Origin of the sequence: Pseudomonas sp. Irchel 3H9 (assembly GCF_900187495.1) — a bacterium.
GTDB classification, from domain to species: Bacteria; Pseudomonadota; Gammaproteobacteria; order Pseudomonadales; family Pseudomonadaceae; genus Aquipseudomonas; species Aquipseudomonas sivasensis.
The window spans coordinates 449901-475655 of record NZ_FYDK01000001.1; the positions used below are offsets into that span (position 1 = coordinate 449901).

Here is a 25755-nt window from a genome sequence, read left to right on the forward strand (position 1 = left end):
GACAGCGTAGGTGGCTTGAAGGGTCGCACCATTGGTGTGCGATACTCCCACCGCTAAATCGTATTAAGGCGGCAATTCCCGCTGAATATTGCCTTTTATAGAGTGAAAATCACTGGGTTGAGCTTTTTATACTGCATCCCCCCGATCTGGCCCCGCCGGACCGGTTTGCCCACAAGGTGAACCGGCGATGGCATGTCACGGCAGACCCGCCGCGACGTGCTGGACTCGGAGGCTCATATCCAATAACAAGACGAGGTTGTATCCCTATGCCAGTCGGCAACCACCTGCCCCATGGCGAGACCGCTTCGGGCGGCCCGCTCAAACGCGAACTGGGTGAGCGGCATATCCGCCTGATGGCGCTCGGCGCCTGTATCGGTGTCGGCCTGTTCCTCGGCTCGGCCAAGGCCATCGAAATGGCCGGCCCGGCCATCATGCTCTCCTACATCATCGGCGGCCTGGCCATCCTGGTGATCATGCGCGCCCTCGGCGAAATGGCCGTGCATAACCCGGTGGCCGGCTCGTTCAGTCGTTATGCCCAGGATTATCTCGGCCCGTTGGCGGGCTTTCTGACCGGCTGGAATTATTGGTTCCTGTGGCTGGTGACCTGTGTGGCCGAGATCACCGCCGTGGCGGTGTACATGGGCGTGTGGTTCCCCGACACCCCGCGCTGGATCTGGGCCCTGGCGGCGCTGATCAGCATGGGCACCATCAACCTGATCGCGGTAAAAGCCTTTGGTGAGTTCGAGTTCTGGTTCGCGCTGATCAAGATCGTCACCATCATTGCCATGGTGATCGGCGGCGTCGGCATCATCGCCTTCGGCTTTGGCAACGACGGCGTGGCGCTGGGGATTTCGAACCTGTGGGCCCACGGCGGCTTCATGCCCAATGGCGTGCAGGGTGTGCTGATGTCGTTGCAGATGGTGATGTTCGCCTACCTCGGCGTGGAGATGATCGGCCTCACCGCCGGTGAAGCGCGCAACCCGCAGAAGACTATTCCGAGCGCAATCGGGTCGGTGTTCTGGCGCATCCTGTTGTTCTACGTGGGCGCGTTGTTCGTGATCCTGTCGATCTACCCGTGGAATGAAATCGGCACCCAGGGCAGCCCGTTCGTGATGACCTTCGAGCGTCTGGGCATCAAGACCGCAGCGGGCATCATCAACTTCGTGGTGATCACGGCGGCGCTGTCGTCGTGCAACGGCGGCATCTTCAGCACCGGGCGCATGCTCTACAGCCTGGCGCAGAACGGCCAGGCGCCGGCCGCGTTCGCCACCACGTCGAGCAACGGCGTGCCGCGCAAAGCCTTGCTGCTGTCGATCTTCGCCTTGCTACTCGGCGTGCTGCTCAACTACCTGGTGCCGGAGAAAGTTTTCGTCTGGGTCACGTCCATCGCCACCTTCGGCGCAATCTGGACTTGGGTGATGATCCTGTTGGCCCAGCTCAAGTTTCGCAAGAGCCTGAGCCCGGCCGAGCAGAAAGCCCTGAAGTACCGCATGTGGCTGTACCCGGTCAGTTCGTACCTGGCGCTGGCATTTCTGGTGCTGGTGGTGGGCCTGATGGCGTACTTCCCGGACACCCGCATCGCGCTGTACGTCGGTCCAGTCTTCCTGGTGCTGCTGACCGTGTTGTTCTACGTGTTCAAGCTGCAACCGAACACCGCCAACGCGGCGCCAGTGCACTCCGCCTGACGCCTGGCAAGGCCCGCTGCGTGCGGCGGGCCTTACCCTTCAGCTGACCTGTGTGACCAGCTTGTGCGACTGATCCAGGCGCTTGTTGAATTCCAGCCACAACCCCAGCATCACCATCAATGAAGCGCCGACCAGCGCTGTCAGCAGTTGCATCAGCAGCGCATCGCCAGCCATCGCATTGACCATGTCGGCCAACGGCGCCAGCACGACGCCCAGGCAAAACACTTCCAGTGAATAACGGCCCATGCGGCAGGTGTGCTGCGCCAGCCAGTTGTCGGTCCAGCCGCGTCCGGGCAACAGCTTGGCGGTGACATACGCCAGTGCGAGGAAGTGCAGCAGGCGCAGCGGCGACAGGTCGGTCTTGCTGATTGGGTAGATCAGATCGCTGACCGCCGATGGCATCCACGTATCGTGCACTTCGGGCCAGCGCCACGACAGTGTCAGCACCGCTGCAGCCAGGGTGTAGATCGCCGCCGCCATGAACAACGGCTGTCGGCGCAGTGGCCGCAGTTCGGCCGGGCGCTCGCGGCTGGCATGAATCGCCGCCGCGCCACCGAGGATGAACAGAAACTGCCAGGTCACCGGGTTGAAGTACCACACGCCGTCGGCAATCGCCCGCAGGTTCCAGCCCATCCACGGCGCCAGCAGGTACACCGTCATCGACGCGCCCACCACCAGCCAGGTCTTGCGCAGCAACAGCGGCAACACCAGCGGCAAACCACCGAGCAGCACGATATACAGCGGCAGCGGGTCCATCAGGTTGGGCTTGAAGCGCAGCAGAAGTTCATCGGTCAGCGCCTGCTGCGGGTGGGTGACGAAGTGCGTCAGGCCCATCTCCTCGACGAGGTCGCGGGTTTCCACATGGCTGTTGGCGAAGAACACGATGCCCATCAGCATCGCCAGCAAGAAGATGTGCACCACGTACAACACCCAGGTACGGCGCAGGATCTTCAGCGTGGCGAACCAATAGCCATCACGCTGCAGGATCTTGCCGTAGGCCAGCACAGCGGCGTAGCCGGCGAGGAACACGAAGACTTCGGCCGCATCGCTGAAACCGAAATTGCGTAGGGTGATCTGGCCGAGGGGATTGTGGGGAACGTGATCCCAAAAAATGAAGATCAACGCCAGGCCCCGAAAAAAATCGATGCGCGGGTCGCGTCCGTTCAGCATGGCAGCGGGCTCTTTGACGAAAGGTTTAGTAATGACAGGCGCAGGCGCGAATTGTCGTACGCCGCAGGTCGGGCGGGCGCAGGTTGGCGGTATTTCCAAGCAATTGCAAAGGCTGGATATTACTGAATGTCTCTAGACGTCAATGATCTCTGACGTGCCCTGGGTATCGGGGAGTACGGCATGAGAGGAGGCTGCTTTAACAAGGTACAACTGAACCGTCTCTCCGGGGATTTCGTTAACAACGATGCCCTCGGTGGTCCGGTTCAGTCTGGAAAGGCTGGGTCAGAACGCATCCATCAACAGCACTTTGCATGGCTTGGCCTGGTGCTCGTTTATCTGCGGCACCAGCCGGGTAAAGTGTTCGGTCTGGCAATGCGTGTCGAGCGCGGCCTGGTCGGGCCATTGCTCAATGAAAATGAAGTGCCCGGGGTCGTCCTGATCGACAAACAGGTCGTAGGCGATGCACAGCGGTTCCTGGCGGGTTTTTTCCACCAGTTCGGCGTGCCAGGGACGTACCGTGTCGAGGTGTTCGGGCTTGATGAAATCTTCAGCGATGACCTTCAGCATGGTTAGCGTCCTTAAGCCGCGGCTACGTCGTGGGGCTCAAAACTGTCCGCACGCGCCATCTGCCACATCCGCGAATAGAATTCGCCGTTCACCTCGCCGGTGAGCAACTCGCCGGGCTTGAGGAACACATGCAACTGCGAGAACAACTTGATCTCGGTCGCCGACATGCGCCGCACCAGGTGCTTGGCCGACAGTTGCGACGGATGATCCAGGCCTGCCGCCGCGAGCATCTCGGCCAGGGCCTTGAGGGTGTTGCGGTGGAAGTTGAATACGCGCTGGGCCTTGTCCGGCACCACCAGGGCGCGCTGGCGCAGCGGGTCTTGGGTGGCGACGCCGGTGGGGCATTTGTTGGTGTGACAGCTTTGCGATTGGATGCAGCCGATGGCGAACATGAAGCCGCGCGCCGAGTTGGCCCAGTCGGCGCCGATGGCCAGGACGCTGGCGATGTCGAAGGCGCTGACGATCTTGCCGCTGGCGCCGAGCTTGATCTTGTCGCGCAGGTTCAGGCCCACCAGGGTGTTGTGCACAAACAACAGGCCTTCACGCAGCGGCACGCCGATATGGTCGGTGAACTCCACGGGCGCCGCGCCGGTGCCGCCTTCCTTGCCGTCTACCACGATAAAGTCCGGGAGGATGCCGGTTTCGAGCATGGCCTTGGCGATGCCCATGAATTCCCACGGGTGGCCCAGGCAGAACTTGAAACCTACCGGCTTGCCGCCGGACAGCTCGCGCAGTTGGGCGATGAATTGCATCAGTTCGATGGGCGTGGAGAACGCACTGTGGCGCGACGGCGAGATGCAGTCTTCGCCCATCAGGATGCCACGGGTCTCGGCGATTTCTTTAGTCACCTTGTGCTTGGGCAGGATCCCGCCATGGCCGGGTTTTGCGCCCTGGCTCATCTTGATTTCGATCATGCGCACCTGTGGGTTCTGCGCCTGCACGGCAAAGCGCTCCGGGTCGAAGCGGCCGTCGCTGGTGCGGCAGCCGAAGTAACCGCTGCCCAGTTCCCAGGTCAGGTCACCGCCGTTTTCGCGGTGATAGGGGCTGATGCTGCCTTCGCCAGTGTCATGGGCGAAGTTGCCCAGCTTGGCGCCCTGGTTGAGCGCGCGGATGGCGTTGGCACTCAATGAACCAAAGCTCATCGCCGATATGTTGAACACTGACGCCGAGTACGGCTGTGTGCACTGCGGACCGCCGACCATTACGCGAAAGGCGCTGGGGTCACTCAACGGCGCGGGGCGCATGGAGTGGCCGATAAATTCGAAGCCCGCCTGATACACGTCAATCAGGGTGCCGAAGGGCTTGTCGGCGGTTTCGTTCTTGGCCCGCGAGTAAACCAGTGAGCGTTGCGAACGCGAGAAGGGCAGGGCGTCGCTGTCGGACTCCAGCAGGTACTGGCGGATTTCCGGGCGGATGGCTTCTACCAGGTAACGGATATTGCCCAGGATCGGATAGTTGCGGCGCACCGCGTGGGGACTTTGCAACAGGTCGAAGATACCGATCAGGCTCAACACGCCGGTGACCAGGGTGATGGGCCACAGCCATTCGTGTTGGATAAAGGGAAGGCTGGCGAGGGTGAAGATGACGCACACGGCAAAGAAGGCGTAACGGCTTAGCAAGGACAGGCTCATACGGTTTCCTTGGGTTCGGACTCTCAGGTCGATCCGGCATTCTGCGCCAGTAAGGAAAGCCCGGACAACCCACAGTGGTATTCAGCGAGCGCGTGTGGGGGGCTCGGATGGGCCTGAGGCAGAGAGTTCACGGCTGTCCGTGACCTCGAACCGAGCCTGATGGGTGGTGGTCGAATCGCCGCCGACGAAGACGGTAAAAGTGCCGGCCTCTATTACCGGCGAAAAATGTTGATTGAGCAGTGCGAAGTCCTGTGGGCCAAGATTGAAGTTCACGCTGCGCTTCTCACCGGGCGCCAGGTGGATTTTGCGAAAGCCGCGCAGTTGGCGGACCGGGCGAGTGACGCTGGCGACGTCGTCGCGCAGGTACAGCTGGACGATTTCATCACCGGCGCGCTGGCCGGTATTGGTGACGTTCACGTGCACCGTCAGGGACTCGGTGGACGCTAGCCGCTCGGCGCTGATCCGAGGCGTGTCATAGCTGAACGAGGTATAGCTGAGGCCGAAACCGAAGGGATACAGCGGCGTCCAGAGTTCATCGATGTAGCCGGACTCATAACCGCCGGCACCGGTGGGCGGGCGGCCGGTGTTTTTGTGCGCGTAGTAGAGGGGGATCTGCCCCACGTTACGGGGGACGGTGATCGGCAGTTTGCCGCTGGGGTTGATGTCACCGAACAGAACATCGGCCACCGCGTTGCCCATTTCACTGCCCAGGAACCAGGTTTCCAGAAGCGCCGGCGCCTCGCGCACGGTCTTCGAGAACACGAGCGGGCGGCCATTCATCAGCACGATGACCACGGGCTTGCCGGTGTCCAACAGGGCACGCAACAACGTGTCCTGGGCACCCGGCAGGCCCAAGTCCGTGCGACTGCGAGCTTCACCGCTCTGATCGGCGCGCTCACCGAGCACCGCGATCACCACCTCGGCATCGCGGGCGGCCTGCAGGACTTCTGCCAGGTCATCAACCGCGTTGCTGATGGGCGATGCACCGCCCAGGTAAACCACCTCGGTGTCGGGGGCGACGGCATGGCGTATGCCCTGCAAGATCGTGATCGAATCTTCAGGATGAGCCGCCAAGGCCCAGGGGCCGATCGTGGCTTCGGCATCCGTGGCCAGGCTGCCGACCACCAGTACGTTGCGCAGGTGCTTGGACAGGGGCAGCAGTGCGTCGTTGTTTTTCAGCAGCACAATGGATTTCTGCGCAGCCTCCCGGGCCAGGGCACGGTGCTGCGGTGTCAGGGTATTGGCTCGCTGCCGCGCCTCATTGCTGTAGCGGTAAGGGTCATCGAACAGGCCCAGGCGTTGTTTAGTCTGGAGGACGCGGCGCACCGCAGCATCCACTGCGGCCATGGGGATCTGGCCAGTGCGCACCAGTGTCGGCAGGTATCGGCGGTACATCTGGCTGGCCATGTCGACGTCCACGCCAGCGGTGAGTGCCAGCCGCGCCGTGTCGGCCGGAATATCCGCTACGCCATGCTGACTCAACTCCCAGATCGCGTTGAAGTCACTGACAATCAGGCCGGTGAATCGCCATTGATTGCGCAGCACCCCGGTCAATAACGCGGTGTTGCTGTGCAGGGGTGTCCCGGCTATTTCGTTGAACGAGGGCATGATTGCATCGACGCCCGCCGCGACGGCCGCCCGGAAAGGCGGTAAGTGCACTTCCTGCAAGGTGCGTTCCGACACGTCGGCGACGTTATAGTCCCGCCCACCCTCGGCCGCGCCGTAGGTGACGAAGTGTTTCGCGGTCGTCAGCATGAACGAGCTGTCGTGCGGCCCCGCACCGTGGAACCCCTTTACCTTGGCACTGGCCAGCGCTGCGCCCAAAAACGGATCTTCGCCGGTACTTTCCACCACACGGCCCCAGCGCGGGTCGCGGGCGATGTCGACCATGGGCGCGAACGTCCAGTGCACGCCGCTGGCCGTCGCTTCAATGGCAGCCGCGCGAGCGGTGCGCTGCGCCAGGTCGGGGTCCCAGGCCGAGGCTTCCGCCAACGGCACGGGAAATACGGTTCGAAAGCCGTGAATCACATCGAATGCAAACAGCAGCGGTATGTGCAGGCGCGAGTGGGTGACGACGTGTTTCTGCAGCGCGAGAGTCTGCTCGAAACCGTACGCGCCAAGGATCGAGCCGACCATGCTCTCGGGCAGATGCGACTGTGTGCCTTGGTCGATGACAGGGCCGGTCGGTGTGTCCTGAATGCCGAGCTGGCTGAGTTGGCCGATTTTTTCTTCGAGCGTCATCTGTTGCAGCAAGCCTTCCACCCATTCCTGCTCATTGGCCGGCAGGGCTGCGGTGCTGACACTGAGCGTCAGGTAGAGCAGCGTCAATTGACGAAAGCGTTTCATTGCCGGTTGCCGGTGTCAGCCGTTGAAGCGACACCGATTGCCGTCGAATCCGAGTTGAAGGGGTGGTACTGATACAGCCAGGTCTCTGACAGCGGCTGACCGTCCAGGCGCAGGAACAGGCGCAGCTCCACCGGTTCCTTGCCGTCGACGGCTAAATCGAACTGTGCTCGCCAATGACCGACGACGCCGTCCGGCACGGCTTCGGTGAAGACAAGTCCAAGCTCGCCTCGGGAGCAACTGATCACGGCCTCGGGCTTGACGCCCGGTGCAAGTTTTTCCAACGGTGCGCCTTGAAATTCGACGACAAATTTACGCACTCCCGCGGGACGTGGCTGCCCCGGTTGGCCGCCTTTGCCCAGACGCGTGGCCAAGCACACCGCCAATGGCGAAGCGTAAGGCTCCTGGGCCATCCAGTGCAGGCGGTAACGTAGCGTATAGCGATTGCCCGCTTCGGCGGGGGCCGAGGGCACCCACATGGCGACGATGTTGTCGTGGATCTCATCGTCAGTGCCATTTTCCATCAGTTGTACGCTGCCTTCGCCCCAGTCGCCCAACGGCTCGACCCATAGGCTGGGGCGGCGCTGATAATTCACGCCATCGAGGTAGTGGTCAAAATTGCGGTCACGTTGTAACAGGCCGAAGCCCTTCGGTTGATGGTCGCTGAACGCCGAAACCACAGTGCGCGGCGGGTTGTTCAGAGGGCGCCAGATGCGCTCGCCGTTGCCGGTCCAGAGCGCCAGTCCGTCGCTGTCGTGGACTTCGGGGCGCCAATCTGCGGCGGTTCGCTTGGCGGTTTCACTGAACCAGAACATCGAAGTCAGCGGTGCAATGCCCAGCCGGCGGACGCTCTTGCGCAGGAAGAACGTACAGTCGACGTCCATGATCACGCCCTGCGTGCGGTCGATCACGAAACGGTAGGCGCCGCAGATACTGGGCCCGTCGAGCCGCGCAAAGAGGGTTATGGACGTGGCGTGCAGGTCCTTCGGCGGTTCGAACCAGATCTGGGTGAAGGCAGGAAATTCTTCAGCCTTGCCGGCCTCAGCCACGTCCAGGGCAATCGCCCGTGCCGACAGACCGTACTGGTACAACTCGCCGATAGCCCGGAAGTACGATGCGCCAAGAAAGGCCACCCAGTCGTTCTGTTGCCACGGGAGTTTGGTCTGGTTGCCCAGACGGCTTTCCTGGATGCGAAAACCGGCGAATCCACTGTTACGGGGCAAGGCGTGGGCCGGGCTGTCGCCGGGCATGTCGAAGTTCGCCGGGTCGTAAACGATCTCGCGGGCGACGCCGTTGTCCAGCGCATACACCCTCACCGGTGTGCGAAAAAATGATCCCAGATGGAAGAAGGTCACGGGAAACTGCCCCGGCCCCTTGGCAAACAGAGCCAACTCGGGTTTGAAGCGGATCTGGCCGTGGGCGGCGTAGTCGAGTTTCGTCAACAGCGCGTCCGAGTCCGTGTTGGGATAACGGTAGGGTTTCAAGGCATCGACTTGTGCCTGTTCGATCAAGCCGTCGAAGGAAAAGGGGCCGGCCTGATCGGCACTGTCGGCAGCCAGGGCGCCCTTGCCCAGATGCGTGAGCAGGGCGGTCAGCGAAGCGTACGCCAGGAACTCGCGACGTGTGGACATGGTGACCATTCCTTGGACGAAGAGGAGCCATCTTCACGATCAACACGCCGCCGGCCTGCAACCGTGTTGCTTGCCAGGAGTTTCGAGGGGGGGAAGGTGGCTGTCTACTGTCAGAAATAACAGGTCCCAGAGGCAGCTGAGGAGCGGGGCAGGCGCGCGGCGCTTGTCATCAGCGCTTATTCAATAGGTCCTCGTTTGGGGCGAGTCCGGAAAAAACGAGACGTGAGGCTGATTACGATGGCGTGTCCCGCGCCACCGTCTGCCGAATCGGCAACACCACGCGAAACGTCGTGCCCTTACCCAGCTCGCTGCTGACGGAAATATCACCACGGTGTTTCTTGACGATGCCGTAGGAGAGCGACAATCCCAAGCCCGTCCCTTCGCCCACCGGCTTGGTGGTGAAGAACGGATCGAAGATCTTTTGCAGCGCGTGCGGTGGAATTCCGCAGCCGTTGTCTGCCACTTCCAGCCAGATGTTTTCGCCCTCCACGCCGTTGCTGATGGTTATGGTGCCGCGCTCCGGCCCCATGGCTTGTGCGGCGTTGATCACCAGGTTCATCACCACCTGATTGAGCTGCGAAGCCAGGCATTCGATGTCCGGCAGCGGCGCGTAATGCTTCACCACATCGGCCTTGTACTTGAGTTCACTGGCGACGATGTTCAGCGTCGAGTCGATGCCTTGTTGCAGATTGGCAAATTGCCAAGTCTGATCGTTGTCCACCCGCGAGAAGTTCTTCAGGTCTTTGACGATCTGGGCCACACGACCTATGCCCTCCTTGGATTCGCGGATCAGGAGTGGAATGTCTTCCTTGAGAAAATCCAGCTCCAGCTCGTTGCGCAAGGCCTTCAGTTGATCGCGTTGTTCACCCGGTGCGAGGCTTTCCTCGGCCTGGCGGTAAGCGTCCAGCATCTGTTGCAGCTGGTTGAAGTAGGTGTCGAGGCTGCTGAGGTTGGACGAGATAAACCCCACCGGGTTGTTGATCTCATGGGCCACACCCGCCGCCAGTTGCCCCAGGGACGCGAGTTTTTCCGACTGCACCAGCTGGCTTTCCAGCTGCTTGCGCTCGTCGATTTCCAGTTGCAGCGCCTGGGTGCGTTGCTCCACCAATTGCTCCAAGTGGATGGTTTTCACCGAGGCGCGCCGGGCCATGTCCCATTTGTTAGCCAGGGTGTTGGCCATCTGCTGGACTTCGATATTGTCGAAAGGCTTTTTCAGGATCAGCAAGCGATCGTGGCCATGCAGGCGATACAGCAGGTCATCCCAGGAATAATCCGAATACGCGGTGCACACCACCACCTGCAGGCCGGGGTCGATTTTCCACAACTCCTCGATGGTTTTGGCCCCGTCCCACCCCTGAGGCATGCGCATGTCCACAAAGGCCAGCGCGTAGGGTCGTTGCTCTGTCATCGCGGTGATGAGCAGTTGCAGGCCTTCTTCGCCGCCGTAGGCCGAGTGCAGCTCGAAGGTTTGCACCGTGGGTTTGCTGGTGTCGCCAAACAGCGCCGACTCCATCTCATCCAGCGCCTCGTTCGACTCGACAGCGGGCATCAGGATCTTGCGAAAGTCGTCGTGAATCGAGGGGGTATCGTCGATCAGCAAAATACGCCGGTTAGGGGGCTGGTTCATGGCGGGCTTCCGGCAAGGGTGAGAGGGATTTTCAAGGTGAACACCGCGCCCAGGCCCGGCCCGTCGCTGTGGGCGCTGAGCTGGCCGTTCATTTCCACTGCGGCCAGGGCGCAGCTGTGCAGACCGAAGCCGTGGCCTTCCTTGCGGGTGGTGAAACCGTGGGTGAAGATCCGGGTCATGTTTTCGGCGGGGATGCCTTCGCCCTCGTCCTTCACGCTTATCTGCAAGGTGCTGTCCTCCAGTTGTTGCACCGCCAGGGTCATCTGTCGTGGCCGTTCGGTGAGGTTGGACATGGCGTGCTTGGCGTTGCTGATCAGGTTGACCATGATCAACAGCAACCGGTGTTTGTCCGCCATGATCTCCGGTACCCGCCCATATTCCTTGACCACCGTGACGTTGTGGCGGCTAAGCGAACCGGCGTTCATGCGCAAGGCGTCCTCCATCAAATCGCTGATGTGCACCGGTTCCATCAGCGTGGACACGCCGGCATAGGATTGCTGGGTGGAGACGATGTCCTTGATGTGGTCGACGCTTTTGCTCAGTTGCGCCAGCTCATCGGTCATAGCCTGTTGTTCGACGGCAATGGCGTCCACCAGTTGGTTCAGGTAGCCCGGCAGCAGCTTGCCTTTTTCATCCAAGGTCAGGAAGGCGCCGAGGTCTGCCTGGTGCTCGTTGATCAGTTGCATGGCCTTGCCCAGGCCCAACGCCTTGCTGCTGCGCAGTTTGCGGGTGACCAGCTCGGCGGAGATATTCACGCTGTTGAGCACGTTGCCAACGTTATGCAGCACGTTGGTGGCGATCTCCGCCATGCCAGCCTGGCGCGCGCTGTCCAGCAGTTCGCTCTGCGCATCCTTGAGCTGCTGGGTGCGGCGTTCCACCCGTTGTTCCAGGGTTTCGTTGGCGGCCTGCAACGCTCGGTTGACTCGATTGATCTCGGCAAAACTACGCAACAGGCGCACGGCCAGGTAGAGCAGCAGCACCACCAGTAACGTCGAGAAAACCAACAGGTAGCGGTGATATTGATGGTCGATCAGGTCAGATGCTTGCTGGTCCTGATCGAGGTGGGTGGTCAAGTCGTCCAGGCGCTCGGCCACGGGTATGGAGGCAATGTGTTCGAGCAGGCTGTTGACCACCGGCTGCTCACGCAGAATCAGCGAAATGTGGTTGCTGAGGATGTCTATCGGGCCCTGGAACTCAGCGGGCAGGCTCTCCTTGTTGATTGTCAGCTTGCCCAACCCCACCAGAATATCTGCGGCGCGATCGTCGCTGGTGACCTGGGCGAATTCGAGGCTACTGAGCAACAGGTCGTAAATGTCGGTGGCCACATCCTGCAGTTGCAGGCGGCCTTCATTGTCAATGCGATTGAACTGGGCCTGGATGTCGTCCTCGGCTGTTGGCAAAAACGCGAGGGAATTGCGCAGCACCGCGTTGTGGGACTTGAACTGGTCGACCAGCCTGGCTTTTTCCTGGATCGCCGCCTGATAAGCCTCCTGGCTGGTTTGCCAGCGACTCAGGTCTTGCGGGTCGTGGTAGGTATCGCGGGTATTGAGTTCGGCCCAGAGCCGGGTCATTTCCGTGAGTGGGGTGACCAGCGGATCGTAGTTGTGAGTGATCGCGATCCGCGCCTTAAGCACTTCGCTGTCCCATTGGGCGTTGAGCTGCTGCAACTGGCGGATCAGATCCCTCGATTGGGTGTAGCCGGCGGTCTGGTCGCGTGAGGATTTGAGGTACAAAAACACCAGCGTAGAGGCCAGCAACAGGGTGATCAGGCCAAGCAACACTTGGCTGGTGCGACGGCGGGAGGGGGTCATGACGGTATGCTCATAGGGGCTTGCCTGCCCATTCGCCGGTCAGGGTCTTGAGAAACTGGATAATCAGGTCTTTGTCTTCCTGGGAAGGGTTGCGCCCCAACTGGTACTTGAACATCACATCCACCGCCGCTTCCAGGGTCTTGGCCGAGGCATCGTGGAAGTACGGCGCGGTGACGGCCACGTTGCGCAGGCTGGGCACCTTGAACACGTGGCGATCTTCTTCGTCCAGGGTCAGCAGGTAGCGCCCCAGGTCGGACTCCACCGGGTTGCCGCGCGCCTTGAAGTAATCACCCATCACGCCGAACTTCTGGAACATGTTGCCGCCGATATTCACGCCCTGGTGACAAGCGATGCAGCCGTAATCCTTGAAACGCTGGTAGCCGTATTTTTCCTCGATCGTGAGAATCTCCGTGTTGCCCAGCAGGTACTGATCGAACCGCGAGTTAGGGGTGAGCAGCGTGCGTTCATAGGTGGCCAGGGCGTTTTGCACATTGTCGACGGTGACGCCGTCGGGGTACGCCTGCTTGAAGGCGCTCTGGTAGGCGGGCACGTCTGACAGTTTCTGCACCACGGTTTTCCAGTCGCTGCCCATCTCCACGGGGCTGATAACCACTTGTTCGACCTGCGCTTGCAACGTGTCTACGCGGCCATTCCAGAACTGCTTGAAGTTCAGGCTGGCGTTCAAGACCGAGGGGGTATTGATTTGCACCGGTTTGCCGTCGAAACCTATTGAGAACGGCTTGTCGTCAGCGCCGCCGGAGGCCAGTCGGTGACAGCTGGCACAAGACAGGGTGTTATTCACCGACAGGCGCGGCTCGTTGAACAGTTGCCGACCCAGCTCGACTTTGGCTGAGTCCAGTACTGGAACCGTCGGCAAAGGTTTGAGTGCCTCATCCAGCGGCGCGGCCATCAGTGACACACTGAGTCCCATCATAAGGACCAGGCCGAAACCGTGAGTTGCGACGTCGCTCAAGCGAGCACTCCTTGCATCGTGTGGACTATTGATAGGTTATCGGCATGGCGCAGCCCAACTGCAGCCATTGGGCAAAATCCTTTGTCGACGCGGCCTTGCTGAATAGAAAACCCTGGCTCTCTTCGCTCTCCCGGGTTTTGAGGAGGGCCGGTTGCCCAGCAACGTGCTGTTGGGCAACTTGGCGCGGCGGGGCACTGACCTGATGTCACAGCTTAGTCGAGCTCCCTTGAATTCGGCGGCCAGTTGGCGTCAAATCAAGCCCGCGCCTTGGGCGAGGGAACACGGCTTAGTACCAGGGTTCAATTCAGCTCCATTCAGTTCAATGTGAAGGCGCAGTAGGCATGGATGAACAACTTGCGACGAAACCCACTATTTTGCTGGTCGACGATGAAGAGTCGATCCTCAACAGCTTGCGCCGCCTGTTGCGCGGCCAACCCTTCGATGTAGTGCTCGCGGGCAGCGGCGCCCAGGCCCTGGAGATCATGGCCGCCCAACCCATTGACCTGGTGATGAGCGATGCGCGCATGCCGGGCATGGACGGCGCACAATTGCTGGCCGAGGTTCATCGCCTTTATCCCGCTACCAGTCGCATTCTGCTCAGCGGCTACGCCGACCTGCCGACCATCATCAAGGCGATCAACGAAGGGCAGATCCACCGCTATATCGGCAAACCCTGGAACGACGACGAACTAAAGCTGATCTTGCAGCAGGCTCTGGAGCATCAGCGCCTGGAGCGCTTGACCCAGGAGCAGAACGAGCAGCTCAAGGCGCTCAACAACACGCTGGAAAAACGGGTGGCAGCGCGCACGTCCGAGTTGCAGCAAACCGCCGATATGCTCGATCTGGCCTATGACGAGCTCAAGCGCAGCTACGTGACCGGCACCGAAGTGTTTTCGTTGTTGGCCAACCTGCGTCTACCCAAGGACAAACAGACCAACCGCGCGCTGATCGAACTGGTGCGTGTGTACTGCACCGCCCAGTCCATAGACGACGCCAGCGCCCGTGACTTGGCCATGGCAGCTGCGTTGTACAACATCGGCAAGCTGAGCTGGAGCGACAGCATGTTGATCGAACCGGCCGACAAGCTGCACAGCACCGATCGCGAACGGTACCGCGGTTATCCGACCCAGAGCGAATCGCTGTTGATGACCCTGGAGCCGATGAAGGATGCGGCGCGGATGATTCGTCACCATCAGGAGCGCTGGGACGGCAGTGGTTTTCCCGACCACCTCAAGGGCGATGCGATTCCGTTCGGTTCGCGCCTGCTGAAGCTGGCGGTGGACTTTATCGAACTGCAGAAGGGCCTGATCCTTGAGCGGCATCTGAACAGCGATGAAGCTCTGTTATATATCCGCAAATACGCCGGGCGCCTCTACGATCCAGAGCTGATCGAGGACTTCGTCCAGGCTTGCGCGGCATTTCTCAGTGATGTGACCCTGGGCGACCCGACCGTCAAAGTGTTGAGCACCCGGGAACTGGCCGATGGCATGGTCCTGGCGCGCAACCTCAATGCCGACAACGGGATGTTGCTGCTCAACGCCGGCAAGGTGCTGAACCTGCCGTTGGTGGACAAGCTGATTGCGTTCGAAGCGATGGAAGGCGCCAAGTACAGCGTGTTTATCAAGAAGCCGGACGACACCGAAGCAGTGCTCCAATAATGTTTATTTTTGAATTCAAGGTGTTCAATTCATGCCTACCACTATCCGTATCGCCGCCGCCCTGCTGATCGGCGCTGACGGCCGAACCCTGCTGGTGCGCAAGCGCGGCACCCAGGCCTTTATGCAACCCGGTGGCAAGATCGACGCCGGTGAACAACCTGCCGAGGCCCTGGCCCGTGAGTTGTACGAAGAGCTGAACCTGCACATCAAACCCAGCGACGCGGTCTACCTGGGTAACTTCTCGGCCCCTGCGGTCAATGAGCCGGGATTTACCGTGCAAGCTCAATTGTTCCAAGTGCAGATCGATGCGCAGGTCAGTCCGGCTGCTGAAATCGAAGAGGTTCGCTGGATCGACCCTGCCGGTGATGGCGGCCTGGTGCTGGCGCCCTTGACCCGTGACCAGATCCTGCCGTTCTATCGCTCATTGCTGGCCATTACTGCCTGACGCTCAGGCGCAAAGGACTCAACCGTGATCATCCGTACGCTGGGCGGCAACGACGCCGAGGCTTATCGAGCGTTGATGCTGGAGGCGTATGGCGCTTATCCCCAGGCATTCACCTCCAGTGTGGCCGAGCGCGCAGCGATGCCGTTGAGCTGGTGGGAAAAGCGTCTGGACGGGCGCCAGGATCGTTTGCTCGGCGCGTATTCAGGGGATGAACTGGCTGGCATCGTCGGCCTGGCGTTCGAGCTTCGGGAGAAGGCGCGGCACAAAGTGACCTTGTTTGGGATGTACGTGACCGAGGCTTATCAGCAGAAGGGCTTGGGCCGACGGTTGGTGGAAGCGGCGCTGGATGAAGCGCGCCAACATCCGCGCCTCAAAGTCATCCAACTGACCGTCACCGCCGGCAACGATGCAGCGTTTGCGCTGTACCGACGTTGCGGGTTTATCCAGTACGGCCTGGAGCCGCTGGCGGTGCGGGTAGGCGTGGATTACTTCGATAAAATCCACATGTGGCGCGAACTCAAGGCTGACTGAGAGCCAATGAGGGAGGGTGGCTTGCGCCCCCGATAGCAGAGTGTCAGCCAACAGAGATGTTGAACGTGCAATCGCCATCGGGGGCAAGCCCCTCCCACAGTTGGAACTGTGTGGTTTCAACGCACCGCGCTGACTCCGTCCAAAGTGGAAAACGACGTGTCCTTGGCCGTCAGCAAAAAGTCGCGCATATACGGCGCATCCAGCATGTCCGCACGAATCCCCGCATACAGCGTCGCAAACAAACCTTTCTCACCCAGGCGCTTGGCCTTTACGTAGCCACGCGAGCTGTATTCATGCAGCGCCCAATGGGGCATGCCGCACACGCCACGGCCGCTGGCGACCAGTTGCATCATCATCACCGTCAGTTCCGAGGTTCGCACCTGGGCCGGCTCGATGTCGGCGGGCTCCAGGAAGCGGGTGAAGATGTCCAGACGATCGCGCTCCACCGGGTAGGTAATCAAGGTTTCGGGAAGCAAGTCTTCGGGCACGATGAACGACTTGCTCGCCAGCGCGTGCTGGTTGGCCACCGCGAGCATGGCTTCGTAAGTGAACAGCGGCACATAGGTGATGCCCGGCAGTTCCAGAGGGTCGGAGGTCACCACCAGGTCGAGGTCGCCGCGGGCGAGGGCCGGCAGCGGCGCGAAGGCGAAGCCTGAAGCCAGGTCCAGTTCGACTTCGGGCCAGGCATCGCGGAACTGGTCGATGGTTGGCATCAGCCACTGGAAGCAACTGTGACACTCGATCGCCATGTGCAGACGCCCGGCGGTGCCGCCGGCCAAACGTGCGATGTCGCGCTCGGCGCCGCGCAGCAAGGGCAGGGTGGCGTCGGCCAGTTGCAGCAGGCGCAGACCGGCGCTGGTGAAGCGCAGCGGTTTGGTCTTGCGCACGAACAGTTGCATGCCCAGGCGTTCTTCCAACTCCTTGAACTGGTGGGACAGCGCCGATTGCGTCAGGTGCAGGCGCTCAGCGGCTTCCACCAGGCTGTCGGCTTCGCGCAGGGCGTGCAGGGTCTTGAGGTGACGGATTTCGAGCACGTGCTCTCCATGAAGACAATTTGTGACGAAGTTGAATAGCGTGAGTTTGTCTCATGTTGCAAGGCATGTCGACCACGACCACTGGGCACTCTTCATCAAACTGTCATGGAAGTGTGGCAGCGCGCTTGAACAAACTTCATCAGACTCGCGCTCTACTGGGGTTCTGCGTTTCGGTGTTTTTCATGCGCGTGTTGCTTTTACTGGCCGCCTTATTGTTCGGCCTGCCGTCTTTTGCGGCGTCTCGATGTGATGTCAATGTCCCGACCCAAACGGTCGACCTGGAAAAGGTGAGCATCGCCTACCAGAGTATCGGCCGTGCGTCCGACCCGGCCTTGCTGCTGGTGATGGGCCTGGGCGGGCAGTTGATCCACTGGCCGGACGAAGTGGTGGTTGCCCTCTGCCAACAAGGCTTTCGGGTGATCCGCTATGACAACCGGGATGTCGGCCTGTCCACTTGGCGCGAGGCGCCGGCCAACGCCAATCTCACGTTTGAAGTGCTGCGCTACAAGCTCGGCTTGCCGGTGGCGGCGCCTTACACCCTGACCGATATGGCCGATGATGCGCTCGGGCTGATGAGCGCGTTGCAGATTCAACAGTTCCACGTCCTCGGCGCGAGCATGGGCGGCATGATCGCCCAGCACTTGGCGGCCATGGCGCCGCAGCGGGTGGAGAGCCTGACCTTGATCATGACCAGCTCTGGCGCTGAAGGCTTGCCGGCACCGAGTGCGGCGCTGGTGCAACTGTTGTCACGGCGCGGCGCGCCCAATCGTGAAGTCGCTTTGGAGCAACAGGCTGACTTGCTGGCCGCGCTGGGCAGTCCGACTATCAAGGATGATCGCCAAGCGTTGCTGCACCAGGCGGCGCTGTCCTACGACCGCGCCTTCAACCCGGAGGGCGTGAAACGCCAGATCATGGCGATTCTCGCTGAGCCGAGTCGCGTGCCGTTGCTCAACCAGTTGCGCGTGCCGACCCTGGTGGTCCACGGCACCGCCGATCCGTTGTTGCCGGTGATGCACGGCGTGCACCTGGCGGCGCATATCCAGGGCAGCCAATTGAAGCTGATTCCCGGCATGGCCCATCGTTTTCAGGAAGCCTTCAAGGCGCCGCTGCTGACGGCCGTGTTGCCGTACCTGCAAGCTCATCGTGAAGACGCGGCCCATTGGGCGCAGATTGATCAGGCGGCGCCTGCGAAGCTGCTGTGAGGTGGTGTATCGTGCAACCTTTGCGGCGTATGACTGCCAACGAGGTTGCCTACCATGAGTACTCCCCTGAAAATCGATTTCGTCAGCGACGTGTCCTGCCCCTGGTGCATCATCGGCCTGCGCGGCCTGACTGAGGCCCTCGACCAACTGGGCACCGAGGTGCAGGCCGAGATTCATTTCCAACCGTTCGAACTGAACCCGAACATGCCCGCCATGGGTCAGAACATCGTCGAACACATCACTGAAAAATACGGCTCGACCGCCGAAGAGTCCCAGGCCAACCGTGCGCGTATCCGCGACATGGGCGCCGAGTTGGGCTTTGCTTTCCGCACCGATGGCCAGAGCCGTATCTACAACACCTTCGATGCCCACCGCCTGTTGCATTGGGCTGGCCTTGAAGGTTTGCAGTACAACCTCAAGGAAGCGTTGTTCAAGGCCTATTTCACCGATGGCCAAGACCCGTCCGACCACGCCACCCTGGCGATTATTGCTGAGCGCGTCGGCCTGGATATCAAGCGCGCCGCCGAGATTCTCGCCTCCGACGAGTACGCCGCCGAAGTCCGTGAACAAGAGCAGTTGTGGACCTCCCGTGGCGTGACGTCGGTGCCGACCATCGTGTTCAACGACCAGTACGCCGTCAGCGGTGGCCAGCCGGCGGAAGCCTTTGTGGGCGCGATTCGCCAGATCATCAACGAAGCCCGAGCCTGACCGTGTTCCCATGTGGGAGGAGGCTTGCTCCCGATAGCTGAGTGTCAGTCAACACCTGTATTGACTGAACCACTGCTATCGGGAGCAAGCCCCCTCCCACATGAGTTCTGTGTGAATCTGAATATCTCGCTGGCCCGCCCCTTGCATTGACCCCCTAAAGCCATAGGGGAAACATTACCTTGAACATTCTTGACCTCGACCACAGCCTCACCGGTCAGGCACCGATTGCCCGGCGTTTGGCCAGTGGCCGTGCCACGCGCATCGACCTGCTCGACCTGGGCCCGAAGTTGCGCCTGTGGTCCACCGAAAAAACCTGGAAGCGCTTTGCCGAACGCCTGGCCCAGCGGCCACGGCCCACGGATGCGCGACCGGAAATCCTGTTTGTCGGCTCCGGCGATTATCACCACCTCACGCCAGCATTCCTTGCCGATCTCAAAGAACCCATCAGCCTGATCCACTTCGACAACCATCCCGATTGGGTGCGCTTTGCGCCCAAGCGCCACTGCGGTTCGTGGGTCAATCGCGCGCTGAAGATGCCAGCGATCAAACGCATCGTCACCCTCGGCCCGTGCAGCGATGATTTGCACAACCCGCAGCTTCGCGGCGGCAACCTTGGTGCGCTCAAGCGCGGGCATTTGCAGCTGTTCCCGTGGCAACACCCGCCGTCGAAAGTGTGGGGCAGGGTCGGCGATGGCGCCGGTCACCAACAGCAGGAAAACCACCTGCACTGGCGCAACCTTGCTGAGCTGGATTGGGCTGCATTCCTGGAGCAGATGATCAGCAGCCTGCCCACTGACGCGATCTGGATTACCGTCGACAAAGACGTGCTCGCCAGCGAAGACGCGGCGACTAACTGGGACCAGGGCGGCATGCGCCTGACCCACTTGCTGCAAGCCTTGCGCGCGCTGGCGGCACGCAAGCGCATCATCGGTATCGACGTGTGCGGCGAGTTCGCTACACCGGCCTTCAGCAATGCTTTCAAGCGCTGGGAAGCCAAGTCTGACCAGCCTCCAGCGGAGCGTTGGAGCCCCGAGGATTTGCAGCGCAATGCCGCCACCAATGAGGCCCTGATCGACCTGTTTGAGGAGCTGTTCCCGTGACGTTGACCGTGGTGTTGCTGGTGGCGTTTTCCATCGTGCTCGATGTGATCGGCCAGTTATGTTTCAAGCTCGGCCTGGACCGTTTGCCGGAGCTGGAAGGTGGCTTTCGCCTGAACGCGTTCTGGGGCCAGGTGTTTAATGCGCCGTTGCTGTGGGCGGGGATCGGGGCCTACGTCATTGAGTTTTTTATCTGGCTGGAAGCCTTGTCCCGCGCGCCGTTGAGCCTGTTGTTTCCAGCCGCTGCGCTGGCGTATTGCGGGGTGGTGCTGGCGGGCAAAGTGGTGCTGGGCGAAACCGTCAGCCGCCGCCGTTGGCTGGGCACGCTGGTGATTACCTTGGGGGTGATGCTGGTGGCGATTGCAGGGAGTCAGGCATGAATTCGCACGCGTGGTTGCATGGGCGTTTTGGCACCGTGGTGCTATGGGCCTTACTGATCTGCACCGAGAGCGCCGGGCAGTTATTTACCAAAGTCGCCGGTGACCAGCTGGGGCAAATGGATTTCAACTGGCAGTGGCTGGCCGACGTGGCGCGGAACCCTGGGATCCTCGCAGCGATTGCCTGCTACATCGGCGCGTTTTTCGTGTGGATGCTGATCCTGCGGCGCAGCAGTTTGTCCTTGGCGTTTCCGCTCAGTTCACTGGTGTTTGTGGTGGTGCTGCTGGGGTCGTGGCTGGGGCTGGGGGAACATATCAGCCCGCTGCACTGGGTAGGCGTGGCGGTGATTATCGGTGGGATAGCGCTGCTGGCCGAAGGCGAAGAAAACTGAAATGCGGCCCCATGTGGGAGGGGCAAGTCCCTCTCACATGGGGCCGAAGTGATCAATCGAACGTGTAGCTGATCGCCGTCTGTACCTGGCCCTGGTTCACGTCGCCGGTCTGCTTGACGATGCTGCTGTTGGCCGCCGAGCCCACCAGGTGCACCCAACTTGCGCTGGTCAACAGTGACCAATTGGGCGCCAGGGGGAATTGGAAACTCTGGCTCAGGGTTACGTTTTGGAAGCCGCCACTGGCGTTGTAGGCCTTGAAGCCTGTGGCCGCCGCTTCGTTATCATCCACCCCGAAAAACGTCTGGGTCTGGCGTGCATCGGCGAAATGCGCCACCAGGCCGCTGCTGCCGATGATTCCACCGCCCAACGGGTAACCGAGCTCACCGCCGACCTTGCCCAGCGCGCCGCTCTGGGAATGCCCGCCACCGACGGCCTGGCCCAACTGGGCGTAAACCCGCCAGAAGTCAGCCGGCGCGTACTGGATAAAACCCCCGACCTCGGCCATGTCCGACGCATTGCGCATCCCCTGCAGCGAACCGTTGGAGGTGCGCCCCTGCAAGTAATTGATATACGGACCGGCACTTAAACCCTGTGTGTTCAGCGCGCTCCATCTCAGCCCGTCGTCGGTGCTCAGGCTCACGTTGCCCCAGTCGAGGTCGAGATAGGGCACGGGCCGGGTTTCGTAGCGGCTGCCGGTCGGATCGTGGGGTTGGTAGCTGACGCCTGCGCCGACGTCACCGCTGATGCCTTCGGCCTGAGCGGCGAGGCTCAGTAAACCGGCGAACGCCGCGCATGTGATCCTCAACATGGTCACAGTTCCTAAGTGAATACACGCGCATGAACGCGCAAACCATCGCCCCCATGCAAGCACTCATCTTGTTTGTAGCAAGCTACAAAAATTGTAGCTCTGACGACACAAATTCCCCGCTCACACCCGTTAAACCCCCAGCCCTGCGGGGCTTTAACCAATTGGCACACTCCCTGCTCTAGCCCTGATGAAAGCGCAGACAGCGCACTCCATCAAGGTAACCACAATGATTGATTGGCATATCGTGTGCGACTTCGACGGGACCATCACCCCCACCGATGTCATCGACAACGTCCTCCAACGCTTCGCCGGCCCCGAATGGGAAACCATCGAGCAGCAATGGCTGGATGGGCATATCGGTTCACGCGAATGCCTGAGCCGCCAACTGGCGTTAATCAAGGCCACCCCCAGCGAATTGCTGGCGTACTTCGACAGCGTTGAGATCGACCCGGATTTCCCGGATTTCGTCGATCACGTGATCGGCCTGGGCGCGTCCATTGAGGTGGTCAGCGACGGCATCGAGCAAGGCATTGCGCGGATCCTGTCGCGCAACTACGTGACCTTGCTGCCGATCCTCGCTAACCGCCTGCGCCAGGTCGACCAGAACAGTTGGCGCATCGATTTCCCCTATTCCAGCGATGCCTGCCGCGCCGCGTCCGGCAACTGCAAGTGCAAATCCACGCCGCGCAACAAGCGCGTGCTGGTGATCGGCGACGGCAAGTCCGACATGTGCGTGGCGTCCACCGCCGACTTCGTGTTCGCCAAAGGCAGCCTCGCCCAGTACTGCGAGGCCAACAACATCCCTCACGCGCGCTTCGACACCTTCGCCGAAGTGCCTGCGTTGCTGGCCCGACTGCCTCAGGGCATCGCCGCCAACGCTACCTCCTTCACTGCCGACACTCAGGAAATTTTCCACCATGTCTGATATCCGCATCGCTACCGCCGAAGACCAGGTCCTCCTGGATAAAGAAGCCAAGTACTGCTCCTACGGCGACACCGTTCACTACATCGAACCGCCGCGTATTTTCAGCCGCTGCGAAGGCTCCTATGTGTGGGACACCGAAGACCAGGCCTACCTCGACCTGCAAATGTGGTACTCCGCGGTCAACTTCGGCTACGCCAACCCGCGCTTGAACAATGCGCTGAAACAGCAGATCGACACCCTGCCGCAAATCGCCAGCCAGTACCTGCACAAGGGCAAGATCGAGCTGTCGGAAATGATCGCGGTGGACGCCAAGAAGAAATTCGGCCTCGACGGTCGCGTGCACTTCAACGTCGGCGGCTCGCAGTCGATCGAAGACTCCCTGAAAGTGGTGCGTAACGCCACCAACGGCAAAAGCTTGATGTTCGCCTTCGAAGGCGGCTACCACGGGCGTACCCTCGGCGCCTCGTCGATCACCTCCAGCTACCGCTACCGCCGCCGCTACGGCCACTTCGGTGAACGCGCGCAGTTCATCCCGTTCCCGTACCACTTCCGGGGCCCCAAAGGGATGACCAAGGAAGAGTACGGCAGCCACTGCGTGCAGCAATTTGCCCGCCTGTTCGAGACCGAATACAACGGCGTGTGGGACCCGAAAGTCGGCCAGAGTGAATACGCCGCGTTCTACGTCGAGCCGATCCAGGGCACCGGCGGCTACGTGATCCCGCCGATGAACTTCTACCGCGAACTCAAACACGTGCTGGACCAGCACGGCATCTTGATGGTGTCCGATGAAATCCAGATGGGCTTCTACCGCACCGGCAAGTTGTGGTCGATCGAACACTTCGACGTGCAGCCGGATGTGATCGTGTTCGGCAAGGCGCTGACCAACGGCCTCAACCCACTGGGCGGTATCTGGGCCCGTGAAGAGTTGATCAACCCGAAGATCTTCCCGCCGGGTTCCACCCACTCCACTTTCGCCTCCAACCCGTTGGGCACGGCGGTGGGCCTGGAGATGTTCAAGATGACCAACGAAGTCGACTACGGCGCGATGGTCATGGCCAAGGGCAAGTTCTTCCTCGAAGGCCTGCAGGACCTGCAGAAACGTTTCCCGATCATCGGCGACGTCGACGGTCTGGGCCTGGCGCTGCGCTGCGAAATCTGCGGACCGGATGGCTTCACCCCGGACAAGGCGACCCTGGACTACATGGTCGAAGAAGGCATGAAGGGCGACATGGTGGTGGATGGCCAGAAACTCGGCCTGATCCTCGACGTGGGCGGTTACTACAAAAACGTGATCACCCTGGCACCGTCCCTGGAAATCAGCTACCCGGAAATCGAACTGGGCCTGAAGCTGCTTGAGCAGTTGCTGGTGCGAGCGACCAATCGGTGAACAGTGCAGAGATCGACCTCGGTGAAGGTGATGCCGGATTCGTTCTCGGTGATGGTCCGGTCGGGATCCTGTTGATCCACGGCCTGACCGGCACTCCGACTGAATTGCGCCAGGTCGCTAAAGGCCTGGCCAAGGCCGGCAATTGCACGGTGTACGTGCCGACGCTGGCGGGGCACTGCGGCGATAACAGCGACCTGCAGGCCACCGGCTGGCGCGACTGGTATGAAGGCGTGCGCAAGACCTTCGTACAGATCAAGCGGCGCCACGCACAGGTGTTCGTTGGCGGTTTGTCCATGGGCGCGGTGATGTCGATGTACGTGGCCTCGGAACACCCGGGGCAGGTCGCCGGGCTGCTGATGTACTCGACCACCTTGAAGTACGACGGTTGGAGCATCAACAAAATGGCGTTCATCACGCCGTTGCTGATCCGGATTCCCTTTGGTGTGCGTCTGTTTCGCTTCACTGAGAAACCGCCCTACGGCATCAAGAATGAGCGCCTGCGGGCGATTGTTGAACGCCAGATGAAAGAGGGCGAGAGCAGCGAAGCGGGGTTGTTGACCATGGAAGGCGTCACCGTGCGCGAGTTGCACTGGATGAACGCAGTGGTCAAAAAACGCATGCCCCGGATCAACGTGCCGGCGCTGGTGCTGCACTCCATCGAGGACGACATCACCAGCCGCTGGAACGCCGACTATGTAGAGCGCCACCTTGGCGGCCCAGTGACCAAGATTCTGCTGGATAACTGCTACCACATGATCACCGTCGACCTGCAATACCGGCGGGTGATTGAGTTGAGTGCTGCGTTCATCGAGCGGCATACATCCGCAGCGGGCTCCGGCTCAGTGTTTGCTGAGCAGGGGTTTTGTGGTGGGCAGGGCTGTAGTGGTGAGCAGAGGGGGTTTGGTGTGCAGGGCTGTGGTGGTGAGCAGGGGTTTTGTGGTGGGCAGGGCTGTAGTGGTGAGCAGAGGGGGTTTGGTGTGCAGGGCTGTGGTGGTGAGCAGAGGGGTTTTGGTGTGCAGGGCTGTAGTGATGAGCAGGGATGTTTTGGTGTGCAGGGCTGTAGTGGTGAGCAGAGGGGTTGTGATGTGCAGGGTTCCAGTCGTGAGCAGGCTTGCCCTGCGCTGGGGGGCGAAGCCGCCCCAAAACCTGCCATTGCGGTCTAGCTGGAGAAACTCGTTGCCTGGAGTGGGGCTGCTTCGCAGCCCAGCGCGGGGCAAGCCCGCTCACCACAAAAAGTACCATTCACCACAAAAAAGTACCGCTCACCACAAAAGGTGCCATTCACCACAAAAAGTACCGCCCACTACAAAAGGTGCCATTCACCACAAAAAGTACCATTCACTACAAAAAACCGTTCATCACAGATAGGCCCATTCACCTCAAAAAATCGCCGGCCCCAGGCCCTGAATATGGAAACGATGTGATCACCACCCAAGGCTTACCCACCCTCCGGACCCTCCAGAGTGTTGTGGTGTGCAGGGCTCTAGTGGTGAGCAGGCTTGCCCTGCGCTGGGTGGCGAAGCCGCCCCAAAACCTGCCATTGCGGTCTAGCTGGAGAAACTCGTTGCCTGGAGTGGGGCTGCTTCGCAGCCCAGCGCGGGGCAAGCCCGCTCACCACAAAAGGTGCCATTCACCACAAAAAGTACCGCTCACCACAAAAGGTGCCGCTCACCACAAAAAGTACCATTCACTACAAAAAATCTTTCATCACAGATAGCCCCATTCACCACAAAAAATCGCCGGCCCCAGGCCC

21 protein-coding genes and 1 pseudogene are annotated in these 25755 nt (G+C 60.9%); 12 read left to right on the forward strand and 10 right to left on the reverse strand.

Annotation, left to right across the window (positions count from 1 at the left end; genetic code table 11):
* Positions 1-266: 266 nt before the first annotated feature.
* Complete coding sequence (locus CKW32_RS02145; protein WP_032891858.1) at positions 267-1685, forward strand: amino acid permease; 1419 nt, start codon at positions 267-269, stop codon at positions 1683-1685.
* A gap of 39 nt (positions 1686-1724) precedes the next feature.
* On the opposite strand, the gene CKW32_RS02150 is transcribed toward CKW32_RS02145, so the two are convergent.
* The 8 genes from CKW32_RS02150 to CKW32_RS02185 form a co-directional block, all read right to left on the reverse strand.
* Positions 1725-2855: an OpgC family protein gene (locus CKW32_RS02150; protein WP_095183932.1), complete on the reverse strand. Its 1131-nt coding sequence runs from the start codon at positions 2853-2855 to the stop codon at positions 1725-1727.
* Between the two features lie 282 nt (positions 2856-3137).
* Entirely contained in the window at positions 3138-3422 is a 285-nt protein-coding gene (locus CKW32_RS02155; protein ID WP_095183933.1) for a putative quinol monooxygenase, read from the reverse strand.
* 11 nt (positions 3423-3433) lie between these two features.
* On the reverse strand, positions 3434-5053 hold the full coding sequence (locus CKW32_RS02160; RefSeq protein WP_095183934.1) for an FMN-binding glutamate synthase family protein: 1620 nt from the start codon (positions 5051-5053) through the stop codon (positions 3434-3436).
* An 81-nt stretch (positions 5054-5134) separates the two neighbouring features.
* Positions 5135-7399 carry a beta-glucosidase BglX gene (bglX, locus tag CKW32_RS02165; protein ID WP_095183935.1) on the reverse strand — a complete coding sequence of 755 codons (2265 nt, stop codon included), beginning with the start codon at positions 7397-7399 and terminating at the stop codon, positions 5135-5137.
* Positions 7396-9027: a glucan biosynthesis protein gene (locus CKW32_RS02170; protein WP_095183936.1), complete on the reverse strand. Its 1632-nt coding sequence runs from the start codon at positions 9025-9027 to the stop codon at positions 7396-7398. Before CKW32_RS02170 ends, bglX begins: the two co-directional genes overlap by 4 nt.
* A 232-nt stretch (positions 9028-9259) precedes the next feature.
* Positions 9260-10654: an ATP-binding protein gene (locus tag CKW32_RS02175; protein WP_095183937.1), complete on the reverse strand. Its 1395-nt coding sequence runs from the start codon at positions 10652-10654 to the stop codon at positions 9260-9262.
* A complete protein-coding gene (locus tag CKW32_RS02180; protein ID WP_095183938.1) occupies positions 10651-12465 on the reverse strand; it encodes a DAHL domain-containing protein in 1815 nt (604 codons plus the stop codon). Before CKW32_RS02180 ends, CKW32_RS02175 begins: the two co-directional genes overlap by 4 nt.
* A 10-nt stretch (positions 12466-12475) precedes the next feature.
* Entirely contained in the window at positions 12476-13399 is a 924-nt protein-coding gene (locus CKW32_RS02185; protein WP_371260767.1) for a cytochrome-c peroxidase, read from the reverse strand.
* 380 nt (positions 13400-13779) lie between these two features.
* Here CKW32_RS02185 and CKW32_RS02190 point away from each other — a divergent pair, with 380 nt between their 5' ends.
* From CKW32_RS02190 to CKW32_RS02200, 3 genes are read left to right on the forward strand one after another with little or no spacing between them, the layout of a single operon-like run.
* On the forward strand, positions 13780-15096 hold the full coding sequence (locus CKW32_RS02190) for an HD domain-containing phosphohydrolase (RefSeq protein WP_032891839.1): 1317 nt from the start codon (positions 13780-13782) through the stop codon (positions 15094-15096).
* A 31-nt stretch (positions 15097-15127) separates the two neighbouring features.
* A complete protein-coding gene (locus CKW32_RS02195; protein WP_095183939.1) occupies positions 15128-15541 on the forward strand; it encodes an NUDIX domain-containing protein in 414 nt (137 codons plus the stop codon).
* Positions 15542-15565: 24 nt separating this feature from the next.
* A complete protein-coding gene (locus CKW32_RS02200; RefSeq protein WP_032891836.1) occupies positions 15566-16072 on the forward strand; it encodes a GNAT family N-acetyltransferase in 507 nt (168 codons plus the stop codon).
* Positions 16073-16188: 116 nt separating this feature from the next.
* On the opposite strand, the gene metR is transcribed toward CKW32_RS02200, so the two are convergent.
* Positions 16189-17106: a transcriptional regulator MetR gene (metR, locus tag CKW32_RS02205; RefSeq protein ID WP_032891832.1), complete on the reverse strand. Its 918-nt coding sequence runs from the start codon at positions 17104-17106 to the stop codon at positions 16189-16191.
* Between the two features lie 182 nt (positions 17107-17288).
* On the opposite strand from metR, the gene CKW32_RS02210 reads away from it, so the two are divergent.
* The 5 genes from CKW32_RS02210 (at position 17289) to CKW32_RS02230 (ending at position 20882) form a co-directional block, all read left to right on the forward strand.
* Positions 17289-18308, forward strand: coding sequence for an alpha/beta fold hydrolase (locus CKW32_RS02210; RefSeq protein WP_032891831.1), 1020 nt, complete (start codon positions 17289-17291; stop codon positions 18306-18308).
* A gap of 54 nt (positions 18309-18362) precedes the next feature.
* Complete coding sequence (locus CKW32_RS02215) at positions 18363-19016, forward strand: DsbA family oxidoreductase (RefSeq protein WP_095183940.1); 654 nt, start codon at positions 18363-18365, stop codon at positions 19014-19016.
* A gap of 179 nt (positions 19017-19195) precedes the next feature.
* Positions 19196-20116 carry an arginase family protein gene (locus CKW32_RS02220; RefSeq protein WP_095183941.1) on the forward strand — a complete coding sequence of 307 codons (921 nt, stop codon included), beginning with the start codon at positions 19196-19198 and terminating at the stop codon, positions 20114-20116.
* On the forward strand, positions 20113-20493 hold the full coding sequence (locus tag CKW32_RS02225; RefSeq protein ID WP_032891828.1) for a transporter: 381 nt from the start codon (positions 20113-20115) through the stop codon (positions 20491-20493). The genes CKW32_RS02220 and CKW32_RS02225 overlap by 4 nt, the downstream gene beginning before the upstream one ends.
* Positions 20490-20882 (forward strand): EamA family transporter, encoded by a 393-nt coding sequence (locus CKW32_RS02230; RefSeq protein ID WP_032891827.1) that lies wholly within the window; start codon positions 20490-20492, stop codon positions 20880-20882. Before CKW32_RS02225 ends, CKW32_RS02230 begins: the two co-directional genes overlap by 4 nt.
* A 52-nt stretch (positions 20883-20934) precedes the next feature.
* On the opposite strand, the gene CKW32_RS02235 is transcribed toward CKW32_RS02230, so the two are convergent.
* Positions 20935-21690, reverse strand: coding sequence for a MipA/OmpV family protein (locus tag CKW32_RS02235; RefSeq protein WP_095183942.1), 756 nt, complete (start codon positions 21688-21690; stop codon positions 20935-20937).
* Positions 21691-21916: 226 nt separating this feature from the next.
* Here CKW32_RS02235 and CKW32_RS02240 point away from each other — a divergent pair, with 226 nt between their 5' ends.
* The 3 genes and pseudogenes from CKW32_RS02240 to CKW32_RS02250 form a co-directional block, all read left to right on the forward strand.
* Positions 21917-22615 (forward strand): MtnX-like HAD-IB family phosphatase, encoded by a 699-nt coding sequence (locus CKW32_RS02240; protein ID WP_032891825.1) that lies wholly within the window; start codon positions 21917-21919, stop codon positions 22613-22615.
* Positions 22608-24002 carry an aspartate aminotransferase family protein gene (locus CKW32_RS02245; RefSeq protein WP_032891824.1) on the forward strand — a complete coding sequence of 465 codons (1395 nt, stop codon included), beginning with the start codon at positions 22608-22610 and terminating at the stop codon, positions 24000-24002. The genes CKW32_RS02240 and CKW32_RS02245 overlap by 8 nt, the downstream gene beginning before the upstream one ends.
* Positions 23999-24829, forward strand: a pseudogene (locus CKW32_RS02250) (alpha/beta hydrolase); the annotation flags it as partial. The gene CKW32_RS02245 and the pseudogene CKW32_RS02250, both read left to right, overlap by 4 nt.
* Positions 24830-25755: the final 926 nt, after the last annotated feature.

Excerpts from the sequence above, each read along its gene's own strand:
- CKW32_RS02145 (WP_032891858.1), top strand. The coding sequence starts at position 267 with ATGCCAGTCGGCAACCACCTGCCCCATGGCGAGACCGCTTCGGGCGGC.
- CKW32_RS02150 (WP_095183932.1), bottom strand. The coding sequence starts at position 2,855 with ATGCTGAACGGACGCGACCCGCGCATCGATTTTTTTCGGGGCCTGGCG.
- CKW32_RS02155 (WP_095183933.1), bottom strand. The coding sequence starts at position 3,422 with ATGCTGAAGGTCATCGCTGAAGATTTCATCAAGCCCGAACACCTCGAC.
- CKW32_RS02160 (WP_095183934.1), bottom strand. The coding sequence starts at position 5,053 with ATGAGCCTGTCCTTGCTAAGCCGTTACGCCTTCTTTGCCGTGTGCGTC.
- bglX (WP_095183935.1), bottom strand. The coding sequence starts at position 7,399 with ATGAAACGCTTTCGTCAATTGACGCTGCTCTACCTGACGCTCAGTGTC.
- CKW32_RS02170 (WP_095183936.1), bottom strand. The coding sequence starts at position 9,027 with ATGTCCACACGTCGCGAGTTCCTGGCGTACGCTTCGCTGACCGCCCTG.
- CKW32_RS02175 (WP_095183937.1), bottom strand. The coding sequence starts at position 10,654 with ATGAACCAGCCCCCTAACCGGCGTATTTTGCTGATCGACGATACCCCC.
- CKW32_RS02180 (WP_095183938.1), bottom strand. The coding sequence starts at position 12,465 with ATGACCCCCTCCCGCCGTCGCACCAGCCAAGTGTTGCTTGGCCTGATC.
- CKW32_RS02185 (WP_371260767.1), bottom strand. The coding sequence starts at position 13,399 with ATGATGGGACTCAGTGTGTCACTGATGGCCGCGCCGCTGGATGAGGCA.
- CKW32_RS02190 (WP_032891839.1), top strand. The coding sequence starts at position 13,780 with ATGGATGAACAACTTGCGACGAAACCCACTATTTTGCTGGTCGACGAT.
- CKW32_RS02195 (WP_095183939.1), top strand. The coding sequence starts at position 15,128 with ATGCCTACCACTATCCGTATCGCCGCCGCCCTGCTGATCGGCGCTGAC.
- CKW32_RS02210 (WP_032891831.1), top strand. The coding sequence starts at position 17,289 with ATGCGCGTGTTGCTTTTACTGGCCGCCTTATTGTTCGGCCTGCCGTCT.
- CKW32_RS02215 (WP_095183940.1), top strand. The coding sequence starts at position 18,363 with ATGAGTACTCCCCTGAAAATCGATTTCGTCAGCGACGTGTCCTGCCCC.
- CKW32_RS02230 (WP_032891827.1), top strand. The coding sequence starts at position 20,490 with ATGAATTCGCACGCGTGGTTGCATGGGCGTTTTGGCACCGTGGTGCTA.
- CKW32_RS02235 (WP_095183942.1), bottom strand. The coding sequence starts at position 21,690 with ATGTTGAGGATCACATGCGCGGCGTTCGCCGGTTTACTGAGCCTCGCC.
- CKW32_RS02240 (WP_032891825.1), top strand. The coding sequence starts at position 21,917 with ATGATTGATTGGCATATCGTGTGCGACTTCGACGGGACCATCACCCCC.
- CKW32_RS02245 (WP_032891824.1), top strand. The coding sequence starts at position 22,608 with ATGTCTGATATCCGCATCGCTACCGCCGAAGACCAGGTCCTCCTGGAT.